Origin of the sequence: Mesorhizobium sp. B2-3-10, assembly GCF_006442275.1 — a bacterium.
GTDB lineage: Bacteria > Pseudomonadota > Alphaproteobacteria > Rhizobiales > Rhizobiaceae > Mesorhizobium > Mesorhizobium australicum.
Window position 1 is genome coordinate 907,692 of the sequence record NZ_VFVT01000001.1, and the last position, 22,418, is coordinate 930,109.

21 protein-coding genes are annotated in these 22,418 nt (G+C 64.2%); 12 read left to right on the top strand and 9 right to left on the bottom strand.

The genetic code is table 11. From position 1 onward, the window contains the following. Positions 1 to 46: 46 nt before the first annotated feature. The 3 genes from thiP (at position 47) to FJ943_RS04610 (ending at position 4,143) form a co-directional block, all read left to right on the top strand. A complete protein-coding gene (gene thiP / locus FJ943_RS04600) occupies positions 47 to 1,675 on the top strand; it encodes a thiamine/thiamine pyrophosphate ABC transporter permease (protein WP_140720022.1) in 1,629 nt (542 codons plus the stop codon). Further along, complete coding sequence (gene thiQ / locus FJ943_RS04605) at positions 1,668 to 2,444, top strand: thiamine ABC transporter ATP-binding protein (RefSeq protein ID WP_140720024.1); 777 nt, start codon at positions 1,668 to 1,670, stop codon at positions 2,442 to 2,444. The genes thiP and thiQ overlap by 8 nt, the downstream gene beginning before the upstream one ends. Before the next feature lie 229 nt (positions 2,445 to 2,673). Then, on the top strand, positions 2,674 to 4,143 hold the full coding sequence (locus FJ943_RS04610) for a M48 family metalloprotease (protein WP_023784820.1): 1,470 nt from the start codon (positions 2,674 to 2,676) through the stop codon (positions 4,141 to 4,143). Between the two features lie 16 nt (positions 4,144 to 4,159). Here FJ943_RS04610 and FJ943_RS04615 read toward each other — a convergent pair whose 3' ends face one another. Then, positions 4,160 to 5,023 carry an RNA polymerase factor sigma-32 gene (locus FJ943_RS04615; RefSeq protein WP_015315297.1) on the bottom strand — a complete coding sequence of 288 codons (864 nt, stop codon included), beginning with the start codon at positions 5,021 to 5,023 and terminating at the stop codon, positions 4,160 to 4,162. A 301-nt stretch (positions 5,024 to 5,324) separates the two neighbouring features. Here FJ943_RS04615 and FJ943_RS04620 point away from each other — a divergent pair, with 301 nt between their 5' ends. From FJ943_RS04620 to FJ943_RS04630, 3 genes are all read left to right on the top strand, one after another. Further along, complete coding sequence (locus tag FJ943_RS04620) at positions 5,325 to 6,098, top strand: amino acid ABC transporter substrate-binding protein (RefSeq protein ID WP_140720026.1); 774 nt, start codon at positions 5,325 to 5,327, stop codon at positions 6,096 to 6,098. Between the two features lie 137 nt (positions 6,099 to 6,235). Then, entirely contained in the window at positions 6,236 to 6,916 is a 681-nt protein-coding gene (locus FJ943_RS04625; RefSeq protein ID WP_027141826.1) for an amino acid ABC transporter permease, read from the top strand. Next, positions 6,913 to 7,683 (top strand): amino acid ABC transporter ATP-binding protein, encoded by a 771-nt coding sequence (locus FJ943_RS04630; RefSeq protein WP_140720028.1) that lies wholly within the window; start codon positions 6,913 to 6,915, stop codon positions 7,681 to 7,683. Before FJ943_RS04625 ends, FJ943_RS04630 begins: the two co-directional genes overlap by 4 nt. 78 nt (positions 7,684 to 7,761) lie before the next feature. Here FJ943_RS04630 and FJ943_RS04635 read toward each other — a convergent pair whose 3' ends face one another. The 7 genes from FJ943_RS04635 to FJ943_RS04665 all read right to left on the bottom strand — a co-directional run bounded on the left by FJ943_RS04635 (position 7,762) and on the right by FJ943_RS04665 (position 15,784). Continuing rightward, positions 7,762 to 8,343, bottom strand: coding sequence for a CarD family transcriptional regulator (locus tag FJ943_RS04635; RefSeq protein ID WP_015315301.1), 582 nt, complete (start codon positions 8,341 to 8,343; stop codon positions 7,762 to 7,764). 369 nt (positions 8,344 to 8,712) lie between these two features. Further along, entirely contained in the window at positions 8,713 to 9,051 is a 339-nt protein-coding gene (fdxA, locus tag FJ943_RS04640) for a ferredoxin FdxA (protein WP_015315302.1), read from the bottom strand. Positions 9,052 to 9,279: 228 nt separating this feature from the next. Further along, entirely contained in the window at positions 9,280 to 9,666 is a 387-nt protein-coding gene (locus FJ943_RS04645) for an RNA-binding S4 domain-containing protein (protein ID WP_140720030.1), read from the bottom strand. A 10-nt stretch (positions 9,667 to 9,676) separates the two neighbouring features. Then, on the bottom strand, positions 9,677 to 13,042 hold the full coding sequence (locus FJ943_RS04650; protein ID WP_140720032.1) for a helicase-related protein: 3,366 nt from the start codon (positions 13,040 to 13,042) through the stop codon (positions 9,677 to 9,679). A 315-nt stretch (positions 13,043 to 13,357) separates the two neighbouring features. Further along, positions 13,358 to 13,576, bottom strand: coding sequence for a hypothetical protein (locus tag FJ943_RS04655; protein WP_140720034.1), 219 nt, complete (start codon positions 13,574 to 13,576; stop codon positions 13,358 to 13,360). Positions 13,577 to 13,772: 196 nt separating this feature from the next. Next, on the bottom strand, positions 13,773 to 14,498 hold the full coding sequence (gene phbB / locus FJ943_RS04660; protein WP_015315305.1) for an acetoacetyl-CoA reductase: 726 nt from the start codon (positions 14,496 to 14,498) through the stop codon (positions 13,773 to 13,775). Between the two features lie 107 nt (positions 14,499 to 14,605). Continuing rightward, complete coding sequence (locus tag FJ943_RS04665; RefSeq protein WP_015315306.1) at positions 14,606 to 15,784, bottom strand: acetyl-CoA C-acetyltransferase; 1,179 nt, start codon at positions 15,782 to 15,784, stop codon at positions 14,606 to 14,608. Here FJ943_RS04665 and FJ943_RS04670 point away from each other — a divergent pair. Then, entirely contained in the window at positions 15,771 to 15,998 is a 228-nt protein-coding gene (locus FJ943_RS04670; RefSeq protein ID WP_140662680.1) for a hypothetical protein, read from the top strand. The two genes, FJ943_RS04665 and FJ943_RS04670, sit on opposite strands and share 14 nt — an antisense overlap. Before the next feature lie 81 nt (positions 15,999 to 16,079). Further along, positions 16,080 to 16,688 carry a polyhydroxyalkanoate synthesis repressor PhaR gene (phaR, locus tag FJ943_RS04675; protein ID WP_140662681.1) on the top strand — a complete coding sequence of 203 codons (609 nt, stop codon included), beginning with the start codon at positions 16,080 to 16,082 and terminating at the stop codon, positions 16,686 to 16,688. Positions 16,689 to 16,708: 20 nt separating this feature from the next. On the opposite strand, the gene FJ943_RS04680 is transcribed toward phaR, so the two are convergent. Then, positions 16,709 to 17,851, bottom strand: a complete 1,143-nt coding sequence (locus tag FJ943_RS04680; protein ID WP_140720035.1) for a citrate synthase — start codon at positions 17,849 to 17,851, stop codon at positions 16,709 to 16,711. Between the two features lie 93 nt (positions 17,852 to 17,944). Here FJ943_RS04680 and FJ943_RS04685 point away from each other — a divergent pair, with 93 nt between their 5' ends. The 4 genes from FJ943_RS04685 (at position 17,945) to FJ943_RS04695 (ending at position 22,363) form a co-directional block, all read left to right on the top strand. Continuing rightward, positions 17,945 to 19,033, top strand: coding sequence for a citrate synthase/methylcitrate synthase (locus FJ943_RS04685; protein ID WP_140720037.1), 1,089 nt, complete (start codon positions 17,945 to 17,947; stop codon positions 19,031 to 19,033). Between the two features lie 220 nt (positions 19,034 to 19,253). Further along, positions 19,254 to 20,381 (top strand): patatin-like phospholipase family protein, encoded by a 1,128-nt coding sequence (locus FJ943_RS04690; protein ID WP_140720039.1) that lies wholly within the window; start codon positions 19,254 to 19,256, stop codon positions 20,379 to 20,381. 92 nt (positions 20,382 to 20,473) lie between these two features. Further along, positions 20,474 to 20,650 carry a hypothetical protein gene (locus FJ943_RS29540; RefSeq protein ID WP_181171150.1) on the top strand — a complete coding sequence of 59 codons (177 nt, stop codon included), beginning with the start codon at positions 20,474 to 20,476 and terminating at the stop codon, positions 20,648 to 20,650. A 537-nt stretch (positions 20,651 to 21,187) separates the two neighbouring features. Further along, positions 21,188 to 22,363, top strand: a complete 1,176-nt coding sequence (locus tag FJ943_RS04695) for an efflux RND transporter periplasmic adaptor subunit (protein ID WP_140720041.1) — start codon at positions 21,188 to 21,190, stop codon at positions 22,361 to 22,363. Positions 22,364 to 22,418 lie beyond the last annotated feature (55 nt).

Sequence of the window (22,418 nt, forward strand, 5' to 3'; positions counted from 1 at the left end):
GATGAACGCTCTACGGCGACGCTCCCTAAGCTTCACCCAATCGTTGATGTGCGGTGTGCAAACCCGCTCTGATCCCCGCATCACAGCTGGCGTGATAGGGCTCGCCGCCATCGCCATTTTGATCGGCGGCGCGTTTGCGGGGCTGCTTGTCGAAGGCGCTCGCGATTTTTCCGGCGCTTGGGCTGCGTTCGATCCCTACCTGTTCCGGGTCGTGCGCTTCACGCTCTGGCAGGCGGCCCTGTCGACGCTGCTCTCGGTCGGGCCGGCCCTGCTCGTGGCGCGGGCGCTGTCGCGGCATCCACGGTTTTTCGGCCGCGCCTTGATCCTGCAGCTCTTCGCCGTGCCGCTGGCGCTGCCGGCGATCGTCGCGGCGCTCGGCATCCTGGCGCTCTATGGCCGCGCCGGCTATTTCTCCGGCTTTCTCAGCGTCGTCGGCGGCCAGGGTTGGCCGGGCATCTATGGCCTGTCCGGCATTCTCGTCGCCCATGTCTTCTTCAACCTGCCGCTGGCCACACGTCTGCTCCTCGAGGCGCTGCAGACCATTCCCTCCGACCAGTGGCGGCTGGCGAGCCAGCTCGGCATGGGGGCGCGGCCGGCATTCCGGCTGATCGAATGGCCGACGCTGCGTGCTGCGCTGCCCGGTGTCGCCGGACTTGTCTTCATGCTGTGCATCACATCCTTCACCATCGTGCTGACGCTCGGCGGCGGGCCGGCCGCGACGACGCTCGAAGTCGGCATCTATCAGGCATTGCGCTTCGATTTCGATCCCGCGAGGGCTGTCGCTCTGACGCTGCTGCAGATCGCCTTGACCTTCATCGTGTTGCTGGGGTTGACCCGGCTCGGAGCCGACGTCGTCGGCGACGTCAACCTGCCGGTCGCGCCGCGCCGCTACCTCTCCGTCAACAGGACCGAAGCGTGGCTGAACGCGACGCTCATCGTGTTGGCCTTGCTCTTCGTTGCCGGGCCGATGGCGGCGACCGTGGCGGCCGGACTTGGCGCCGACCTCGGCCGGCTTGCCGGCGAGGCCACTGTCCGTCAGGCGACGCTGACCAGTGCCGTGCTCGCTTTCCTTTCGGCCTTGCTTTCGGTGATGCTTTCGCTGGCATTGACCATGGCGCGCAGGGCGCTGGCGTCGAACCGCCGCTTCGGGGCAAGGACACTGCTCGAACATGCCACCGATACGGGCGCCGGGTTTGTCCTGGTCGTGCCGCCGATCGTCGTCGGCGCCGGCTGGTTCCTGTTGCTGCGCCATGTCGGCGATGTCTTTGCCATCGCGCCGCTCATGGTCGTCACCGTCAACGCTGTCATGGCGATGCCTTTTGCGCTGCGCGCCATCCGTCCCGCCTATGACGCGGCAAGCGAGCGTCACGAGCGGCTTTGCGCGCAGCTCGGAATTTCCGGCTGGTCAAGACTGTGGCTGGTCGACTGGCCGACGTTGCGGCGCCCGCTCGCCACCGCTTTTGCCTTCGCCATGGCACTGTCGCTCGGCGATCTCGGCGTCATCGCCCTGTTCGGCAGTGATTCCGTGCAGACCTTGCCCTACCTTCTCCTGGCGCGCATGGGCAGCTACCGAACCGAGGACGCCGCCGGCTTGGCGCTGCTGCTCGGCCTTGTCTGCCTGGCACTGGTGCTGGCAGCGGACCGGCTGGGAAAGGAGACGGCCCGCAATGTCTGACGGGGCGGCTGGCGGCAAAGGGGTTTCGGTGCGGCTGGACAAGGTTTCGTTCAGCTATGGCGAGGCGTCGTTCGCCTTCGATGCCGAGTTCACGGCGGGGCAAATCACCGCCATCATGGGACCGAGCGGCTCCGGAAAGTCGACGCTGCTCAATCTGGTGGCCGGGTTCGAGCCGCCGCGATCCGGCCGCGTGCTGATCGGCGGGGCCGATGTCAGCACCGCGCCACCGGCGGCGCGGCCAGTGTCGATGGTTTTTCAGGAAAACAACCTTTTCGCGCATCTTTCCGTCGAGCAGAATGTCGGGCTCGGCCGTTCGCCATCGTTGCGGCTGGCCGAAGCCGATCGCGCTGCGATCGCCGATGCGCTTGCGCGCACCGGCCTTGCCGGCAAGGAGAAGCGGCTGCCGCGCGAACTTTCCGGCGGTGAGCGCCAGCGCGTCGCCCTGGCTCGCGTGCTGGTGCGTGACCGCCCGGTGCTGCTGCTCGACGAGCCCTTCGCTTCGCTTGGGCCCGCCTTGCGAGACGATATGCTCGACCTGGTTGCCGGCCTGCATGCCGAGCGTGGCATGACGGTGCTGTTCGTCACGCATCAGCCGCAAGATGCCCGCCGCATCGGTCAGAGGCTGGTGTTTCTCGAGAACGGCGCCGTCGCCGCTATCGGCACGGCGGATGATTTCTTTGCCGGGGCTGGTCCGGAGGCATTCCGGCGCTATATCGGAGCCGGTGCCGGGGATTCCTTATCACGAGATATTGCCCGGAAGCGGACATAATTTACGCTCAAACCGGCTCGATGCGATGTGGCGCTTGCTTGCCATGACTGGAGTAGTGTGGCTAGGTCCGCTCGATACCGGTCCGGCACAGGCCGTGATTTGCCTACAGCTTCCGTCGCATGCTCCGAGGGGCGCGTGACGGATACTGTAGCAGTTTGTTTTGCGCATGTGGTCATGCGCAGGGACCTGAAAGGAAGCCGTTCTGGCGATCGGCGTTGACAGGCTACGAATGAACCCGCTGGCGCGCTTTCTGGCGCTGGCCGGCTTTGCCGTGGCGCTGGCAAGCTGCCAGATGTTCACGCCTCCGGAAGTCCAGGAATCAGGCTTCCAGCCATCCGACAAGCCGATCACGGTCGACAATGTCGCCGCCAACAACAAGCTCGCGGAGCTCGCCAAGGCGCAGCATCCGCGCATCCTGGCGACCTATGGCGGCGAATATTCCGATCCCAAGCTCGAACGCATGGTCGCCAAGGTGGTCGGCAATCTGACCGTGGTGTCGGCGAACCCAACCCAGACCTATCGCATCACCATCCTCAATTCGCCCAACGTCAACGCCTTCGCGCTGCCGGGCGGCTATCTCTACATAACGCGCGGCCTCTTGGCGCTGGCCAATGATTCGTCCGAGCTCGCCGCCGTCATCGCGCATGAGATGGGCCACGTCACCGCCAATCATGGGCTGCAGCGCCAGCAGTTGGAGGCCGAGGAAGGTCTGGCGACCAAGGTCGTTTCCGATGTGCTTGGCGACAGCCCGACCGCCAAGGCTGCACTCATCCGCGGCAAGCTCAGGCTGGCGCAGTTCTCGCGCAACCAGGAGCTTGAGGCTGACGCCATCGGCATCAAGTCGATCGGCGAAGCCGGCTACGATCCCTATGCCGCCGGCCGCTTCCTGCAGTCGATGTCGGCCTATACCGATTTCCGCTCGATCAGCGGCGCCACCGACGCCAGCCTCGACTTCCTGGCGACGCACCCCAACACGCCGCAACGCATCGATTTGGCACAGCGGCACGCCCGCCAGTTCGGTGCGCCCGGCTTCGGTACACGCGACCGCGATTCCTTCCTCGCCGGCATAGACGGCCTGCTTTACGGCGACACGCCGGAAGAAGGCTATGTGCGCGGCGAAACCTTCCTGCATCCAGGCTTGGGCGTGTCGTTCACGGTGCCGGACGGTTTCATCATCGACAATTCGGCGGCGGCTGTGACGGCGACCGGTCCCGGCGACATAGCGATCCGCTTCGACGGCGTTTCGATCGACAAGAACCGCGCCCTGACCGACTATATCAGAAGCGGCTGGGTGGCCGGCCTCGACGACAGCACCGTCAAGCAGGAAACCATCAACGGCAATGAGGCGGCGACCGCGCATGCAGGCGCCGAAGGCTGGCAGTTCGATATCGCTGTGATCCGCGCCGGCGGCCAGGTCTACCGATTGCTGACCGCGGCCCCCTCGGCCAGCACCTCGCTTGAAACGGTGGCGCGCTCGGTCAGCGGCTCCTTCCGCATCCTCAGCCCCGCCGAGAAGGCGGCACTGAAGCCACTGCATATTCGTGTGCTCACCGTGCAGCCGGGACAGACCATGGGATCGCTTGCCGCGCAGATGGTTGGCGTCGACCGCAAGCTCGACCTGTTCCGCGTGCTCAATGCGCTGTCGCCGGGGGCCGCGGTTTCGGCCGGCGACAAGGTCAAGATCGTCACCGACAAATAAAAGCCCGAGCGGGAGATCAGGCGGCGGTCGCCATGAATTCCGGATTCTGCTTCACCAGCGCGACTTTGAGCTTTTCCATGGCGCGCGCCTCGATCTGGCGGACACGTTCCTTGGAGATGCCGAGCGTCTCGCCGAGCGCCTCGAGCGTGGCCCCCTCGTCATTCAGCCGGCGTTCCTCGATGATCCTGAGTTCGCGCGCGTTGAGCGCGTGAAGCGCTTCCTTCAGCCAAAGCGAGCGGCGCGCGACATCGATCTTGTCGCCGACAATTTCGTCCGGCAAGGGATCGTCCGAGACCAGGAAATCCATCCGCTCGGTGCCGCCCGCGTCATCGGCCAGCGGCACGTTCAGCGAAGAATCCGGAGCCGACAGCCGTGAATCCATCATCGCCACATCAGCCTCGGATACACCAAGCGCAACCGAAACCTCGCGGTAGAGATTTGTGTTGGAGAGCGGCTCGGCGCCGTTCGCGAGACGCGCACGCAAGCGTCTGAGATTGAAGAACAGGGCCTTTTGCGCCGAACTGGTGCCACCACGCACGATCGACCAGTTGCGCAGGATGTAGTCCTGCATCGAGGCGCGGATCCACCACGTCGCGTAGGTCGAGAAACGCACCTCGCGCTCCGGTTCGAAACGGGCGGCGGCCTCGAGCAGTCCGACATGGCCCTCTTGAACCAGATCGCCGAGCGGCAGTCCGTAATGGCGGAATTTCGAGGCCATGGAAATAACCAGCCGCATGTGGGCGACGGTGATGCTGTGCAGCGCGTTCTGGTCGTTGTCTTCCTTCCAGAGCAATGCCAGCCGATGCTCCTCCTCGCGCTCGAGATAGGGCGCCTTCATTGCCGCGCGGACCATGATCCGTCCTGCCGTGTCTTCCATCATAAGGCGCTCCGTGGCTCGGCGAGGCAAATGGCAGACACCGGCTTGAAATGACGGCGGCGTGCCCTACAACAGCCAAAACTGTCATGCGCGAGAAAGGTTCCGCCGGTGCGGGCAGGGCGAGCGCTAGCGTCCGCGCAGCTGTCTGCAACTTCCGAGCCTGCGAATGAATTCCTTCCGGAGAATTTGATTTCTGGAAGACGCTCTCTTTGAAATTTCATTCCTTATTTTTTCGACCTGCATCTGTCATTTTCCAGCCCTCACAACATGCCGGGTTACCGGCCAAGGACGGGATCACAGAAAAATGAAATGGCTCAAGTCACTCATCATCGCCGGAACGTTGCAGGCCCTGGCCGTCGCATCGGGCCACGCCGGCGCCAATCTCGACCAGATCAAGCAGGCCGGAATCATCAAGGTCGGTACGGAGGGCACCTACGCTCCCTTCACCTACCATGACGCTTCCGGCGCGCTGGTTGGCTTCGATATCGAGATCGCCAAGGCGATCGCCGATAAGCTCGGCGTCAAGGCTGAGTTCCTCGAAGGCAAGTGGGACGGGCTGATCGCCGGCCTCGACGTCAACCGTTATGATGCCGTCATCAACGAAGTCGGCATCACCGACGCCCGCAAGGCCAAGTACGACTTTTCCGATCCCTATATCGCGTCCAAGGCAGTGCTGATCGTGCGCGGCGACAACACCGACATCAAAACCTTCGCCGACCTCAAGGGCAAGAAGTCGGCGCAGTCGCTGACATCCAATTTCGGCAAGCTGGCCGAGTCCAATGGCGCCGAACTGGTCGGCACCGACGGCTTCGACCAGTCGATCCAGCTGCTTTTGACCGGCCGTGCGGACGCTACCATCAATGACAGCCTGTCGTTCCTAGACTTCAAGAAGCACAAGCCCGACGCCAATGTGAAGATCGCCGCCCAGGAAGAGAATGCCGATTACTCCGGCGTCATCGTGCGCAAGGGCGATCCGGAGCTGGTCGCGGCCATCAACAAGGCGCTGGCCGACATCAAGGCGGACGGCACCTACCAGAAGATCGCCAACACCTATTTCGGCCAGGACGTCTCGAAGTAATTCACTAGGCGGGGCCGGCTGTCGCCCTGTGACGTATCCAGCGGCGAGTCGTTTTTGACGGCTCGCCGCTTTTGTCGTGATATGGCTGGCGCATTCGCGCTTCGATGACGTTCCCCGTCCATTCCGGAGGATCTTTCGTGCCGCACTGGCTGCAACTGATGCTGGACTCGCTGCCCTCGCTGCTGTGGGCAGCGTTGATCTTTACCGTGCCGCTGACGTTGCTGTCCTTCGTGCTCGGCCTGACGGTAGGGCTGGGCGCGGCGCTCGGCAGGCTGTTCGGCCCGAAGCCTCTGGTGGCGCTCGTGCGCTTCTATGTGTGGATATTCCGCGGCACGCCGCTCCTGGTGCAGCTCTTCCTGATCTTCTACGGCCTGCCGTCGGTCGGCATCCTGCTTGACGCCTTCACCGCGGCGCTGATCGGCTTCACGCTCAACATCGGGGCCTACACGTCGGAAATCATCCGGGCGGCCATCGGCTCGGTGCCCAAGGGCCAGTGGGAGGCCGCCTATTCGATCGGGATGACCTGGAGCCAGGCGATGCGGCGCACCATTCTGCCGCAAGCCGGACGGGTGGCGGTGCCGCCGCTCTCCAACACCTTCATCTCGCTGGTCAAGGACACGTCGCTGGCCGCCGCCATCACCGTGCCGGAAATGTTCCAGGCGGCGCAACGCATCGTCGCCACCACCTATGAGCCGCTCATCCTCTATGTCGAGGCGGCGATCCTCTATCTGGCGATGAGTTCGGTACTGTCGGCCTTGCAGACGCGACTGGAGGAGCGGCTCAACCGCTATGGCGGCTTCCTGGAGGCACGCTCATGATCAGCCTCACCAACATCGAAAAGCGTTTCGGCGATAATCTCGTGCTGAAGGGGGTGACTGTCGCCATCGCCGAAGGCAGCGTCACCGCGCTTGTCGGCCCTTCCGGCGGGGGGAAAAGCACGCTGCTGCGCTGCATCAACCTGCTGGAGATCCCAACCTCGGGCACGGTGCGGATCGGTGACGAGACGCTTGAGTTCCGCCCGGGCGGGAAGGTGCCGGCGGCGGACATAAGGCGTCTGCGCCTGCAGACCGGCATGGTGTTTCAAAATTTCCAGTTGTTTCCGCATCGCACCGCCATCGAAAATGTCATGGAAGGCTTGGTTACGGTGCTCAAATGGTCGCCGCAGAAGGCACATGAGCGGGCACTCGCGCTGCTGGAGAAGGTCGGCATGGTGCATAAGGCCGATGCCTGGCCGGCGACGCTGTCGGGCGGCCAGCAGCAGCGCGTAGCGATCGCCCGCGCCTTGGCGCCGTCGCCGAAGGTGCTGCTGTGCGACGAACCGACTTCGGCGCTCGACCCTGAGCTGGCGCAGGAGGTGGTCGATGTGCTGGGTCAGCTCGCCAGCGAGGGAACGACCATGGTGATGGCGACGCATGATTTGCGCCTGGCCTCCAAGATCGCCCAGGAGGCGATGTTCCTCGACGCCGGCGTCATCGTCGAGCAGGGGCCATCCACCAAGCTGTTCGGCAATCCGGAGCGCGAACGCACCAAGCGGTTTATCGCCACGCTGAAGCAAGAGGCGGCGGAGAAGGAGGGAGGCGCATAGGCGCGACAATCGCGGCCTTCCCCGAAATCAAAAACCCGGCGCGAGGCCGGGTTTTCGTCAACTTGAATGCGAAAAAGCTCAGGCAGCTTCTTCCTGCTCGGCTTCCTCATTGTCGGCCTTGGCGCCACGCTTGGGGCCTTTGTTGAGGTTGACCTCGATCAGGCGCACGGCTTCGGTTTCCGACATGCGGTTGACGGCCGCGATCTCGCGGGCCATGCGGTCGAGTGCCGCCTCGTAGAGCTGGCGTTCGGAATAGGACTGCTCCGGCTGGTTGTCGGCGCGATAGAGGTCGCGCACGACTTCCGAGATCGAGATCAGGTCGCCCGAATTGATCTTGGCATCATATTCCTGGGCGCGGCGCGACCACATGGTGCGCTTGACGCGGGCGCGGCCCTGCACGACCTTCAGCGCGCGCTCGACATAATCCTCTTCCGACAGCTTGCGCATGCCGATAGAGGTCGCCTTGGCGACCGGCACTTTCAGGCGCATCTTGTCCTTCTGGAAGTCGATGACGAACAGTTCCAGCTTGTGGCCGGCCACTTCCTGCTCGTCGATCGAGACGATCTGGCCGACGCCATGCGCCGGATAGACGATGAACTCGCCGGTCTTGAAACCGTGACGTGCAGCTGTGGACTTCTTCTGCGGGGTGATCGTTGCCATTACGCCCTGAACTCCTTGTTGTGGGCCGGCGGCGGTGCCGGCTGAACTCACGTGATCGGGGTCACCGATCATTAGCCGCACAACAGATGAACCCACCGGAAAAGCCGGGACCGGCAAACCGCAAGAATTGCGACCGCCTGGCCCAGATCGCTCTGGTCCGGAATGGGATTTTCACCTTTCAGTGATTTGGGGCGTCTGCGCCATAAATCGACGTTGTGTCACCGGCATGTTTCGCTGATGTAACACAAAAAGTCGGAAGAATCAAGGTTTTGCTGCGTAAGCGAAGGCCACAACCAATCGCCGCCTGTCAAGGCGGTTAATCCGGCGTGCCTGTTACGCTGCGTCATACAAGCCTTTACAGCGGTGTTGTCAATCGCCTTCGCCGGGCTCGGCGGAGAAGTATTTCTCGAATTTGCCGGCCTCGCCGTCGAAGCTCTTGGCGTCGGCCGGCGGCTCCTTCTTGGCGGTGATGTTGGGCCATTTATCGGCATATTCGGTGTTGATCTGCAGCCACTTGTCGAGGCCGGACTCGGTGTCGGGCTTGATCGCGTCGGCCGGGCATTCCGGCTCGCAGACGCCGCAGTCGATGCACTCGTCGGGATGGATGACGAGCATGTTCTCGCCTTCGTAGAAACAGTCGACCGGACAGACCTCGATGCAGTCCATGTATTTGCATTTGATGCAGTTGTCGGTCACGACATAGGTCATCGGTCGGCTCCGGGACGTCCCGTTTTTGTTGGCTTTTTCCGTGAGGTAACGCCTTTATGGGCTGCTTGCAAGGGTAGCCATTCCCAGCGGCGCCAGAGTTTGGGAATTGAATTTCAGGTCGGCGGTGCCGCGACGGTCCCGCATCCCTCACCGACGTTGGTTTGCCGGTGCAAAATTCGCTTTGGTTGCCGTTGCCGCGGGAGCGCACATCTGCGTCGATCGGCAGGCTCAATCTTCGTCGCGCAATCGGTCGGTCTGGCGACGCTCTTTTTTGGTGGGGCGGCCGCTGCCTGCCTGGCGCAGCGCCGCGATAGCATCGGGCGGGGCGTCGCCCTTCGGTGCGGGCGGGGGCGACATGTCTTGATAAAGGGTGCGGGCTTCGTCGGACGGGCCGCGCCGCGCGCCAGCGCCGAGCACCTTCCAGACGAAGATACGCCGGTCGAGTGTGATGGTCAGCACGTCGCCTGGCTTGACCAGATCGGAGGCCTGCGCTGCTTTGTCGCGATTGATGCGCACGCGGCCGGCGACCACCAATTTGGCCGCCAGCGAGCGCGATTTCACCGCGCGCGAGAAGAACAGCCATTTGTCGATGCGCTGACGGCCTTCAGCAACCATCGAAGCGAGTTTACTTCTTCAATTGGTCGCGCAAGGCGGCGAGCTTGGCGAAGGGTGAGTCCGGATCGAAACGCACCGGGCGCTCCTCGCGCGGCTTGGGCTGGAAAGCGGGCTTTCCGCCGCGATCGGCACCCTTGCCTTCCGGCCTGCCGCCCTTCCAGTCTGGCCGGCCTTCGCGGCGCTCGGGACGCTCGCCCTGCGGGCGGCCGTCGCGGCGCTCAGCACCCTCAGCTTGCGGCTTGGGCTTGAACTTCGAGCGGTCGAAGCGCGGCTTTCCGGCGCCGTCGCGGCGTCCTTCGTGTGTGGGACGGTCCGCGGGCGCGGCTGTTGCCTGTTCGCCGCCGGCCGGCGCGTTGCTTCGGCCGCGCGCCTGTCCGTTTTGCGGCCGGTTGTTGCGGCCGTCGCGATGACGCGGACGCTGGTCGAAGCGACCTTGGCGCCACAGCAGGATCGGCTTTGGCGCTTCGGCTTCCGGCACGGGTTCGCCGGCGGCTTCCGCCACTGCAGCCGGTTCGGCGGCTTCAGTCGACGCGGAGGCTTCGACGGCGGGCTCCGCCGCTGCGGTTTCCTCGGTGGGCTCGGCAGTTTCAGGTTCGGCCCGCGGCTCAACCGGCGCCGGCTCGGCGGCTTCAACAGCGGCTTCGGCTACAGGTTCCTCCGCAACTTCAGCGGTGGCTTCCGCCTGCTCTTGCGCGACAGCTTCCACCGGCGCGTCGGCGGCGACTTCGGCTGGAACCTCCGTCTCCACGTCGGTTGCCGCATCCGGCACCAGTTCAACTCCCTCGGCGGCCGGCGAAGCCGCCTCTTCCGCCGCCTTGGCTTGTTCCGCGCGGGCTGCTTCTTCGGCTGCCTGCCTGGCCGCGGCGGCTTCCCGCGCGGCATTGTCCTGCGCTTCCAGCCGTGCCTTGACTTCCGCGGCCGGCTTCGGCTCGGCGCGATAGCCAAGACCCTTGAGGATCTCTTCCATGTCGTCGGCGGTGGCGCCAAGGATCGACATCATCGGCGGGGTCACCATGAAGGACTGGCCGTCATAGGCGCCGTCCGGACGCTGGCCAAGGCCGGGCTTCCAGTTGGTCGCCGGGCGGATCAGGTCGGCCAGCCGCTCCAGAATGTCGATGCGCACGGCGCGGCGGCCGAGATTGCGGTAGCCAGCGAGCTTGTAGAAGGCCTTGTCGAAGGCCGGGTCGATGACAACAGAGGTGCGGCCCGACGCCAGCGCGTGGACGACGTCGCCGAAGCCTGGCTTGTCCTTGCCGTCGTTCTTCAACGCCCACAGCAGCGTCACCAGCCCGGCGGGTGCCGGCTTGATCAGCGCCGGCACGAACACGTGGTAGGCACCGAAGCGGACGCCAAGCCGGCGCAGCGCCGCGCGGCCTTCCTGGTCCAAGGATTTCATCTCTTCGGCGATGTCACGACGGTTGATGAGGCCGAAATTCTCGACCAGCTGGAAAGCGATGCCACGGCCGATGCCGGAAATCTGCTCGGCGTTTTTCAGATCGACCAGCGGCTTCAACAACGACTCGATCTGGAAATTGACGAAGCGTTCGGCGCGCGCCGCGACCTTGTCGCGCGCCGGGCCCGTCAGCTGTTCGTCAGCCAGCAACACCAGGCGCGGCTTCAGCGCGTCTTCGCCCGAGACCAGCGTGCCTATCGGCGCGCCGATCCAGCGCAGCGTGCCGTCCGAACCGAGCGCGAGATCGCCATTGGCGCAGGCGCCGAAGCGCTCCGCGCGTGCCTCGAACTCGGCGGCAAGCGCCTTTTGCGCGGCAGTGCGCACGGCCTTGGCGTCTTCGCCGCCGGCGGTCTGGTCGGCGGTGAAGCGGAACCCTTGCAACTCGCCGACATGATGGCCTTCGACAAGGACGGTTCCGGTAGGACTGATTTCGGCTTCAGGCATGGTATTTTCTCTAAGGCGCCGCATGAGGACGGAAGTCCTGCGGTCTACGAAGCGTTTCGTCAACCGCTCATGCAGCGCATCCGACAATCTGTCTTCGATTTCGCGCGTCTTTTCCTGCCAGTGTGCCTGATCGGCCAGCCAGCCGGGCCGGTTCGACACGAATGTCCAGGTGCGGATCTGGGCGATGCGGTGCGACAGCGTGTCGATGTCGCCCTCGGTGGTGTCGGCGCGGCGCACCTGTTCGGCCATGTAGTTCTCGTCGACATGGCCCTGCCGGGCGAGGTCCATGTAGATCGAGGCGATGAGGTCGGCATGCTGGGCAGGCGCGATCTTGCGATAGTCGGGCAGGGCGCAGGCTTCCCACAGCAGCGCCACGCGCTTGGCGTTGGTGGCGAGCGCGCGGATGTCTTCGTCGCGGGAGAGATGTTCGAGCGCTTGCGCATCAACGGCCGGCAGCGCGCGTGTCAGGCCCTCGACCGGGGCGTTGGTCTCGATCGAGCGCTTCAGCGCATCGAGGCTGGCGAAATCGAATTGGGCGGTGCGCCACTGCAGCACCTTCACCGGGTCGAAGTCATGGCCCTCGATCTTCTGGACGAGGTCCTCGTCCAGCGGATCGACCTGGCCGGTGACGCCGAACGTGCCATCGCGCAGATGCCGGCCGGCGCGGCCGGCGATCTGGCCGAGTTCGGCCGCCGTCAGATTGCGGTACTGGTAGCCGTCGAACTTGCGGTTCTGGGCGAAGGCGACATGGTCGAGGTCGAGGTTGAGGCCCATGCCAATCGCATCGGTGGCAATGAGATAGTCGACATCGCCCGATTGGAACAGCGCCACCTGAGCATTGCGGGTGCGGGGCGACAGCGCCCCGAGCACGACGGCCGCACCACCCTGCTGGCGGCGGATGAGTTCGGCGATGGCATAGACCTCGTCGGCGGAGAAGGCAACGATCGCGGTGCGCCTGGGCAAGCGGGTCAGTTTCTTGGAGCCGGCATAGGCCAGATGCGACAGCCGCGGCCGCGTCACTACCGAGACGCCTTTCAGCAAGCGCTGCAGGATACCGTGCATGGTGGCGGCACCAAGCAGCAGCGTCTCCTGACGGCCGCGCAGATGCAGGATGCGATCGGTGAAGATATGGCCGCGTTCGAGGTCGCCGGCCAGTTGCACCTCGTCGATGGCAACAAAGGCGGCGTCGGTTTCACGCGGCATGGCTTCGACGGTGCAGACCGAATATCTGGCGCCCGGCGGCTGGATCTTCTCCTCGCCGGTGATCAGCGCCACTTTGTTGGCACCGACCTTTTCGCAGACGCGCGTGTAGACCTCGCGGGCCAGCAGCCTCAGCGGCAGGCCGATGATACCGGTTTCGTGCGCCACCATCCGCTCGATGGCGAGATGGGTCTTGCCGGTATTGGTCGGCCCAAGCACGGCGGTCACGTCGCGGCCCGACAGGATCAGCGGCTCGGTGTGTTTCGGCTGGATGTTCATCGGCTCGGAAATAAGGCTTTCTGGCCTCTCGTGGTCGGGAGCGTGCCAGGACGGCGCGTATGACAGCCGACACATAGGGATTTCGGGCGCGAAGCGAAAGCAGAATGTTCCGGCAGGGTTCCGGAGACGCCCGCCTCACTCCGCAAATCAGCCCCTGCTTAACAGTTGGAACGAGTCTGGAACGAATCAGCGACGAATCGGCGACTCCGTAAGATTCAGCTTTTGTTCACGGCTAGATATGGATTTCGTGACCACGAGTCTCACCACATGCTGAATCACCGAACTGGCCCGTTTTATGCTGGGCGGGTCCTGCCGTTAACTTTCGCCGGGAACGATGAGGGCGATTCGGTGCGCGCCCGTTAAACTTATGAAACTGTTAATCTTTCTAAACTCGACGTTAAAGAATAGCAGCTTATCCCAGCCATTAATCTTAACATTGGGCTCAAAGCCGGAACGAATCGGCGACAAAGCAGCGCCGGCCGTATTTTCTCTTTTTGTTCCCTCAATATCTTGTCTTGTGAACAGCTTATCCACCGAGAATCCACAGGCTTAATCACAGGGTTCGCGCAGACGCGCCTACCGGCATTAACCTTTGCGTGCCGGATTGGGGCATTGCGTCACAGCGGCGTCTTCCAAGAGTCAGGCGCCATTTGGAAGCGGACCGATTTTCCGGTCCGCTTATCGCAGGGCACGCATGGATCCGCAGCGTTGGACTGCGCGAGCAGACGTCTCAGACGAAGTATTGGCCGCCATTGGCGGTGAGGGTCGAGCCGGTGATGAAGCCGGCATCTTGCGAAGCGAGGAAGACCACGCAGCGCGCGATCTCTTCCGGTTCGCCAAGGCGGCCGACCGGAATTTGCGGGATGATGCGCTCGTTGAGCACCTTTTCGTCGATTGCCTTGACCATCTCGGTGGCGATGTAGCCAGGGCAGATGACGTTGACGGTGATGCCCGCGCGGGCACCTTCCTGGGCGAGCGCCTTCGAGAAGCCGATGTCGCCGGCCTTGGCGGCGGAGTAATTGACCTGACCGGCCTGGCCCTTCTGGCCGTTGATCGAGGAGATGGTGATGACGCGGCCGAACTTGCGGTCGCGCATGCCGCCCCACAGCGGATGGGTCATGTTGAAGACACCGGACAGATTGGTATCGATCACCTCTTTCCACTGCTCGCGGGTGATCTTGTGGAACATGGCGTCGCGGGTGATGCCGGCATTGTTGACCAGCACCGAGACAGGGCCGAGGTCGGCCTCGACTTGTTTGATACCGGCCGCGCAAGCGTCATAGTCGGCGACCGACCATTTGTAGACCGGAATGCCGGTCTGCGCCTTGAACTTCGCCGCCGCCTCGTCGTTGCCGGCGTAGTTCGCGGCAACCGAATAGCCGGCGTTCTTCAAAGCGATCGAGATCGCCGCGCCGATGCCACGCGATCCACCCGTGACGATTGCAACCTTGGTCATGCATTTCCCCTTTTTGAAATTGCCCTGTTGTCGGGCTTGGCAGGCACTGGATTTGCTACAGGCACCACATGTGAAACGGGCGGCTTGCGCCGCCCGTCCAAAGTCTATCAGAAAGCCTCCACGCACATGGCGACGCCCATGCCGCCGCCGATGCATAGGGTGGCCAGTCCCTTCTTGGCGCCGCGCCGGCGCATTTCGAAGACCAGCGTGTTGAAGATGCGGGCGCCCGAGGCGCCGATCGGGTGGCCGATGGCGATGGCGCCGCCATTGACGTTGACGATCGAGGGGTCCCAGCCCATGTCCTTGTTGACGGCGCAGGCCTGTGCGGCGAACGCCTCGTTGGCCTCGACAAGGTCGAGATCCCCTGCCGACCAACCGGCCCGTTCCAAGGCCTTGCGTGAAGCGGGAATGGGTCCGGTGCCCATGATCGCCGGATCGACGCCGGCGGTCGCCCAGGAGGCGATGCGCGCCAGCGGGGTGATGCCACGCCTTGCGGCTTCCGCTTCGCTCATCAGCAGCGCGCCGGCGGCACCGTCATTGATGCCGGAGGCATTGGCGGCGGTCACCGTGCCATCCTTGTCGAAGGCCGGCTTCAGCTTGGTCATGGCATCGATCGTGGCGCCGTGGCGGATGTATTCGTCCTGATCGACAACCGTATCGCCCTTCTTGCCCTTGATGGTGAAGGCGACGATCTCGTCCTTGAACTTGCCCGCCTTCTGCGCGGCCTCGGCCTTGTTCTGCGAGGCCAGTGCGAACTGGTCCTGGTCGTCGCGGGTGATCTGGAACTGGCGGGCGACGTTCTCGGCGGTGTTGCCCATGTGGTAGCCATTGAAGGCGTCCCACAGCCCGTCCTTGATCATGGTGTCGATCATCTTGTAGTCGCCCATCTTGACGCCGGCGCGCAGGTGCTCGGCGTGCGGCGACAGCGACATCGATTCCTGGCCGCCGGCAATGATCACCTTGGCGTCGCCGGTGGCGATCTGCTGCATGCCGAGCGCGATGGCGCGCAGGCCCGAACCGCAAACCTGGTTGAGGCCCCAGGCGGTGGTCTCCTTGGGCAGTCCGGCAAGGATCGAGGCCTGGCGGGCCGGGTTCTGGCCTTGCGCCGCGGTCAGCACCTGGCCGAGGATGACCTCGTCGATCTCGGCCGGTTCGACCCCGGCACGCGCCAAAAGTTCCTGCACGACGACGGCGCCGAGCTCATGCGCGGGCGTGGCGGCGAAGGCGCCGTTGAAGGAGCCTACAGCCGTGCGCGCGGCGCTGGCAATGACAATGGAAGCGGACATTTTCTTCTCCAGACTTCAAGGGTGTTGTTGTGCCGTTGAGGACTTTTTTGCCCTTTCCCAACCCCAAGTCAAACCGGAAATCGGCATGGCGCCGATGCGCCGCAAGCGGGCCGCGCATCGCGGTGTCGGCGGTCCGGTCGCTGCCGCGCAGCATATTTTGCCTGCTATGCAGCATTATGTGATCCCGCAGTGCACAAACTGCTTGGAATTATGAGGCTTTTGCGCATATCCTCGAAAAAGGCGCAATCGTTACCGGCTGCTTACTCAGGCGCGCCGGTGTCCGGGGAGGATGCAGATGGCCGCAAAAGACGACCCTATCATTATCAAGAAATACGCCAATCGCCGCCTCTATAATACGGGGACGAGTACGTATGTGACGCTCGAGGATCTGGCCGAGATGGTCAAGAAGGGCGAGGAGTTCACCGTCCAGGACGCCAAGACCGGCGACGACATCACGCATCCGGTGCTGACCCAGATCATCTTCGAGCTGGAGAACAAGGACGGGCAGAACATGCTGCCGATCCCGTTCCTGCGCCAGCTGATCGCCTTCTACGGCGACCAGATGCAAATGATCGTGCCGAGTTTCCTCGAGCAATCGATGATCGCCTTTTCCAAGGAACAAGAGCGGTTCCGCGAGCAGATGAAGGGCGCCATCGGCAAGTCGCCACTGGACGTTATGAAAATGGCGACACCGATCAAGGCGCTGGAAGAACAGACGCGCCGAAACATGGAAATGTTCCAGAACGCGATGCGGCTGTTCACGCCTTTTCCGCCCGCGGGCCCGGCACCGGCAGCGGCCCCCGCCGAGCCGGCCAGGAAGGACGCGCCGGAGAAGTCCGACGATCTGCAGCAGTTGAAGGACCAGATCGCGGCCATGCAGCGCAAGCTCGACACGATGTCATGAGCGCATAGCGCTCACGCGATTTACGGCAGCAATCCCTCATAGCGGCCGCGCGGCCGGATGATGCTGCCGCTCACGATCTGTTCGACCAGATGTGCCGCCCAGCCGACGCTGCGTCCAAGCGCGAAGAGGTGGAACGGTGCATCGCGCGGCAAGCCAAGGCTGCGCGCCAGCACGGCCAGGGCAAAATCGATATTCGGTTGGGCGCCGGTCGCCGCCATGGCGGCGGTTTCCAGCGACCGCAATGTTTCATCGGTGTTGTCGAAGGCCGCCAGAAGCGCCGTGGCCCGGGGATCGCCCTCGGGATAGAGCTGGTGGCCGAATCCCGGCAGTGGCCGGTCGTGGCCAAGCCAGCGCCGGATCGCGGCATCGGCACCATGCCGTCCCGCGTCTTCGGCGAGTTGCATCACGGCTTCGCCGGCGCCGCCGTGGCGGGGACCTGACAGTGTCGTCAGGCCGGCCAGCAGACAAGCGGCGGGCGAGGCTCCGGTCGAGGCGGCGACGCGGGCCGCGAAGGTCGACGCGTTGAGTTCGTGATCGGCAAGCAGCACAAGCGCACGCCGGATCGCATCCGCGCCTTCATCGTCCACCGACCAGCCCCGCGCCAATCGCTGGTGCACCGGTTCCGGCCCCGCCTCGGCACCGAGGGCGCTGGCCAGCACACCGATCGCGCGTGCGGCATCAGTGCACAGCGAGGCAGCATTTCGTCCAAGCGAAGACCGCGCCTGGCCGGCAAGCAAAGCGAGTTGCACGAACGCCTGGGCGCGGCCGGTCGGGCGCGGCGCATCTGGTGGCGATGCTTCGAAATGGACCGGGCCGGACAGAGCCCAGAGCAGTCCAGCGGTTTCTTCCAGCGTGGCATGGTCGGACAGCGCAACGGCATCCCGGCCCCGATAGATGAGGTTGCCGTGCCAGACGGTCGAGATCGCGGTGACGAGCGACGGCTCGCCCCAGGCGATCGCGCTTTCGGCAATGGCCGAGGGGCTGCGCCCGCGCGCCCTTCGCGTTGCCAGCGCCGCGATGTCGTCGGCGCGGTACTGGCTGCGGCGCGGATCGGCCCGATCCGGGCGCATGCCGATGCGGCCGCGGCTGACATAGGCATAGAGCGTCTGCGGCCTCACCCGGAGCCTTTCCAGCGCCTCTTCCCGCGACAACCATTCGGACATATCGAGCTCGGATATTGATTCTATTGATCAAGATTGATGCTTATGGCGCCCATCCTTATCTCCCACCAGGAAAAGCTTCAAGGAGACAAGGCCATGGCGAACGGGCTCGATGATGTGGTGGCGGCCGAAACCGTGCTGTCCGACGTGGATGGCCTGGGCGGCCGCCTGACGATCCGAGGCCATTCGCTTGGGGACTTGGCTGGACGATGGAGTTACGCCCGGGTCGTCCGCCTGCTGCTGGACGGCTTCTTCGACGATCTGCCCGGTGACGCCGAACTGGCGGCAAGGTTGGGCGAGGCACGCACCGAGGTCTTCGACCGGCTCGCGCCTTCGCTGCGCCTGCTGGCGCCGCTCGAAATCTACAGCGCCATGCGCGCCGGCATGGCCTTGCTGCCGGATGGCGAAACGCTGGCGGACGCCTTGCGGCTGATCGCTGCGCCGGCGGTGCTGACGCCGGCCCTGCTGTGCCTGCGGCGCGGCGAGCAGCCGATCGCACCCGACGGCAAGGCGGATCATGCCACCGACATGTTGCGGATGCTCAGGGGATCGGTCCCGTCGCCGGCATTGGCAAACGCGCTCGACACGTATCTGGTGACCGTTTGCGATCATGGCCTCAATGCCTCGACCTTCGCCACCCGCGTCGTCGCTTCGACCCTGGCGGGCCTGACATCGTCGGTGCTGGCCGGGCTTGGCGCGCTCAAGGGGCCGCTGCATGGCGGCGCGCCCGGCCCGGTCATCGAGATGCTCGACGCCATCGCCGCGCATGGCGATGCGGCCACCTGGCTGCGCGACGAGATCGCGCATGGCGAACGCATCATGGGCTTCGGTCACCGCATCTACCGCGTGCGCGATCCGCGTGCCGATGTCCTGAAAGCGGTGGTGCGCAAGCTTGGCGGTGAGGGCGACACCGGCAGGCGGCTGGCTTTCGCCGAGACGGTCGAGCAAACCGCGCTCGACGTGCTCCGGGTCGCCAAGCCGCAGCGTTCGCTGCAGACCAATGTCGAATTCTACACCGCACTGGTGCTGGAAGCGGCAGGGTTTCCGCCCGAGGCGTTCAGCAATGTCTTCGCAGCCGGACGCGTCGCCGGGTGGGTCGCGCACGCGCGCGAGCAGCAGACCACCGGACGGCTGATCCGTCCGCAGTCACGCTATATCGGGCCTGTGCCGGACCTCGTCGCCTAGCTCCCATTTGCCTGGCTTCATGTCTGTTTCGAAAGCCGCGGTCTCTCCGCATGCAGCGATTGGCTTTCGCATGACCGAAATTTCATGTGATCACGCGAGCGTGTTCGTGTTCTTGCCTTGGCCCATCCTTATATGCTGCACTGCAACATAAGCTGGCGATAGCTGCTTCCTTCGAATGACGTTGGGGGGCGGGCTGGCGTATCAGGATGACAGGAACGCCATGACGAAGAACGGCAAGGAGGAAAAGAAGAAGATCAACATCGCTCTCCAGGGTGGCGGCTCGCATGGCGCCTTTTCCTGGGGCGTGCTCGACCGGCTGCTGGAGGATGGCAGGCTGGAGATATCGGCGGTGTCCGGTACCAGTGCCGGCGCGATGAACGCGGTGGCGCTGGCTGACGGTTTTGTCAGAGGCGGGGTCGAGGGCGCGCGCAAGAAGCTGGACGATTTCTGGCGCGCGGTGGCGGCGAAGGGACGGTTCAGCCCGGTGCAACGCATGCCGTGGGATGTCGCCTGGGGCAATTGGTCGATCGAGAACACGCCGGGCTATGTCTTCTTCGACACCATGTCGCGGGTATTCTCGCCCTATGTCGCCAACCCGCTCGGCCTCAATCCGCTGCGCGACGTCGTCGCGCGGGAGATCGATTTCGGGAATGTCCATGCCTGCAAGCCGATGGAACTGTTCATCTCCGCCACCAATGTCGAGACAGGGCAGTTGCGAGTGTTTTCCGATGGCGAGATCGATCTCGACACAGTGATGGCCTCGGCCTGCCTGCCGCAACTGTTCCGTGCTGTCGAGATCAAGGGCGTGCCCTATTGGGATGGTGGCTATGGCGGCAATCCGGCGCTCTATCCATTCTTCAAGACGGCGGCGACCGAGGACGTGCTTCTGGTGCAGATCAACCCGGTGGTGCGCGAGGGAACACCGAGAAGCGCCAACGAGATCCAGAACCGCATCGACGAGATCACCTTCAATGCCGGGCTGCTGCGCGAATTCCGCTCGATCGCCTTCGTCAAGGAACTGATCGCCGCCGGGCGTCTGCCGCATGGCGAATACCGGGACATCCGCATGCACCGCATCGATGCCGACGAGGCGTTCAAGGATCTGTCGGCATCCTCGAAGGTCAATGCCGAATGGGCCTTCCTGACCTATCTGCGCGACCTCGGCCGCACCGCCGCCAGCGACTGGCTTGAAGAGAATTACGCTGCCGTCGGCAAGCATGCCACGCTCGATCTCTCGGGCGAACTCGACGACGGTTTCAAGCCGGTCCGCGGTCCAGCACCGGGCCGTCGCGTGAAGGAGTTTCTCGCCGTTCGCAAGAATCCGGAGGCAGAGCGCCGTCGGGCCTGAGCCCGCCGGCGGCATGGCGGGGTCTCCGCAGCAGCGCGTAGTCCAGCGCTGCTGGCGTGACAGCAACCTTGGCGTGCGGAAGAGCCGTCATCATGCTGACGCCTGTTGCCACCAATGGTCAGATGACGCCGGGCGGAAGACGTCCGAAGGGATCGGGCGCAATGCTCGACCCGAATTGCGAATGGGACGAAACACACCCGGTGTTCCCGCACCTGTCTCGTGCCGAGCCCTATGTCGCGCGTATCGCGACGCGATGGTCCAAGGCGTAAGAATGCGGGCGCGTTGAGTTTTTCAGCATCAGGTTCGACCTCGGGGCCTTGGCGGCGGCAAACCTGACCTGAAAGGTTGCCGTGCCTTTTTTTCGAACAATTCCAGCCCTTTAGTCGAGTGTTATGGTGTCTCGATCATTGCCCCTCGCCGATCACACTGACGCGGATCGTCGGTTTGTGCCTGCACTTCGATCGGCGACGCAATGCGGATCGCGGCTATATTTCGGAGACGGCCGGGCGGGCCTGTGGCGAGCCGCGCTGGTCTCCGGTGGACGATGTTTCAGAGCCGGATCGTGAGCCGGCGGCCGGCTTCACCAAGTAGCCTGGCAAGTGACGAAGTACCGTTTCATGGCGGCCACACCTTGTTCGGCTACGCAATGCTGCTGCAACTTTGGGGCTATATTGCGATGCAACTTTGATGTAGAAGCGCGCTCGCCGATCACGGCAATTTGAACACGGTCGAGCGCGCACCCATATCGGCGACGCGCCCGCGTCATCAGACGCGGTGCTGGCCGAACCCGCAGTGGAAAAATGACGATGCCTAAAATCAGGTTTCACAAGCTTGCAGCCATTGTTGTGCTCATCGGTTTCGCGGCGTGGATGGCGACAGGCGAGTTCTCGTCGGTCGGCAGCGTAGCGGCGAACAAGGCCAAGGCAGCCGAAGCCGAGCAGGGCAAGACGCCGGACGCGAGCAAGCCGAAGACGGCGGAAGCCGAACCGAAGGCCCCGCTGCGTACCGTCGCTGTGGTGACGCCGCCGCGAAAGACCTATGCGCGCGCCATCCGCATTTCCGGGCTGACCGAAGCCGACAAGCGCGCGGTGCTGGCAACCCGCGTCGCCGGCGTCATCGACAAGCTGCCGGTCAAGCAGGGCGACCACGTCAAGACCGGCGACCTGGTGCTGATGCTCGCCGCCGAGGAAAAGATCTCGATGGTCGACAACGCCAAGCAGCTTGTGGCGCAGCGCAAGGCCGAACTCGACGCCGCCGAGCGTCTGGCCAAGACAGGCAATTTGCCGAAGCTGCAGCTCGACACCGCCCGCTCCAACCTGACCCAGGCGCAATCGCAGCTGGACACCGCACAGGCCGAGCTCGACCGCAACGAAGTGAAGGCGCCGTTCGACGGCGTCATCGACCGGGTGCCGGTGGAACTCGGCAGCTCCGTCATGCAGGGCGGCGAGGTGGCGACGATCCTCAAGCTCGATCCGGTGATCGCGCGCGGCGAAATCAGCGAGCGCGACCTCGGCTATCTCAAGATCGGCGACAAGGCCAGCGTTCGGCTGGTCAGCGGCCAGACCGTCGAAGGCACCGTGCGCTATATCAGCCGCGACGCCTCGTCGGCGACCCGCACCTTCCGTGTCGAGATTGCCATCCCCAATGCCGATGGCTCGGTGCCGGCCGGCATGACGGCCGAAATCCAGCTCAGCGCGCTGCCGACCGACGCGGTGCTTTTGCCGCGCTCGGTGGTGACGCTCGGCGACAAGGGCGACCTCGGCATCCGCGCCGTCGGAAAGGACAACAAGGTGGCGTTCTTCCCGATCGATCTGGTCGACGATACGCCGACCGGTCTCGTGCTTGGGGGCATCCCGGCCGATGCGCGCATCATCGTTGCCGGCCAGGAACTGGTGAAGGAAGGCGACGAGGTCCATCCGGTCGAGGCCGACCAGGCGACCATCAAAAAACTGATCGGCGAAGCCACCGCTGGGACGCAGTAGCGCATGGGCGCCGGCGCCGGGCCTTGTCCGGCGACAGCATGTCCGTTCGCCACTC

What these genes read in the sequence shown, in the direction of transcription:
- FJ943_RS04690 (WP_140720039.1), top strand. Translation starts at nt 19,254, where the DNA reads ATGACGAAGAACGGCAAGGAGGAAAAGAAGAAGATCAACATCGCTCTC.
- FJ943_RS04685 (WP_140720037.1), top strand. Translation starts at nt 17,945, where the DNA reads ATGGCGAACGGGCTCGATGATGTGGTGGCGGCCGAAACCGTGCTGTCC.
- FJ943_RS04620 (WP_140720026.1), top strand. Translation starts at nt 5,325, where the DNA reads ATGAAATGGCTCAAGTCACTCATCATCGCCGGAACGTTGCAGGCCCTG.
- phbB (WP_015315305.1), bottom strand. Translation starts at nt 14,498, where the DNA reads ATGACCAAGGTTGCAATCGTCACGGGTGGATCGCGTGGCATCGGCGCG.
- FJ943_RS04665 (WP_015315306.1), bottom strand. Translation starts at nt 15,784, where the DNA reads ATGTCCGCTTCCATTGTCATTGCCAGCGCCGCGCGCACGGCTGTAGGC.
- FJ943_RS04695 (WP_140720041.1), top strand. Translation starts at nt 21,188, where the DNA reads ATGCCTAAAATCAGGTTTCACAAGCTTGCAGCCATTGTTGTGCTCATC.
- thiP (WP_140720022.1), top strand. Translation starts at nt 47, where the DNA reads ATGTGCGGTGTGCAAACCCGCTCTGATCCCCGCATCACAGCTGGCGTG.
- FJ943_RS04645 (WP_140720030.1), bottom strand. Translation starts at nt 9,666, where the DNA reads ATGGTTGCTGAAGGCCGTCAGCGCATCGACAAATGGCTGTTCTTCTCG.
- FJ943_RS04615 (WP_015315297.1), bottom strand. Translation starts at nt 5,023, where the DNA reads ATGATGGAAGACACGGCAGGACGGATCATGGTCCGCGCGGCAATGAAG.
- FJ943_RS04635 (WP_015315301.1), bottom strand. Translation starts at nt 8,343, where the DNA reads ATGGCAACGATCACCCCGCAGAAGAAGTCCACAGCTGCACGTCACGGT.
- FJ943_RS04680 (WP_140720035.1), bottom strand. Translation starts at nt 17,851, where the DNA reads ATGTCCGAATGGTTGTCGCGGGAAGAGGCGCTGGAAAGGCTCCGGGTG.
- FJ943_RS04650 (WP_140720032.1), bottom strand. Translation starts at nt 13,042, where the DNA reads ATGAACATCCAGCCGAAACACACCGAGCCGCTGATCCTGTCGGGCCGC.
- FJ943_RS04670 (WP_140662680.1), top strand. Translation starts at nt 15,771, where the DNA reads ATGGAAGCGGACATTTTCTTCTCCAGACTTCAAGGGTGTTGTTGTGCC.
- FJ943_RS04610 (WP_023784820.1), top strand. Translation starts at nt 2,674, where the DNA reads ATGAACCCGCTGGCGCGCTTTCTGGCGCTGGCCGGCTTTGCCGTGGCG.
- fdxA (WP_015315302.1), bottom strand. Translation starts at nt 9,051, where the DNA reads ATGACCTATGTCGTGACCGACAACTGCATCAAATGCAAATACATGGAC.
- thiQ (WP_140720024.1), top strand. Translation starts at nt 1,668, where the DNA reads ATGTCTGACGGGGCGGCTGGCGGCAAAGGGGTTTCGGTGCGGCTGGAC.
- FJ943_RS29540 (WP_181171150.1), top strand. Translation starts at nt 20,474, where the DNA reads ATGCTGACGCCTGTTGCCACCAATGGTCAGATGACGCCGGGCGGAAGA.
- FJ943_RS04630 (WP_140720028.1), top strand. Translation starts at nt 6,913, where the DNA reads ATGATCAGCCTCACCAACATCGAAAAGCGTTTCGGCGATAATCTCGTG.
- phaR (WP_140662681.1), top strand. Translation starts at nt 16,080, where the DNA reads ATGGCCGCAAAAGACGACCCTATCATTATCAAGAAATACGCCAATCGC.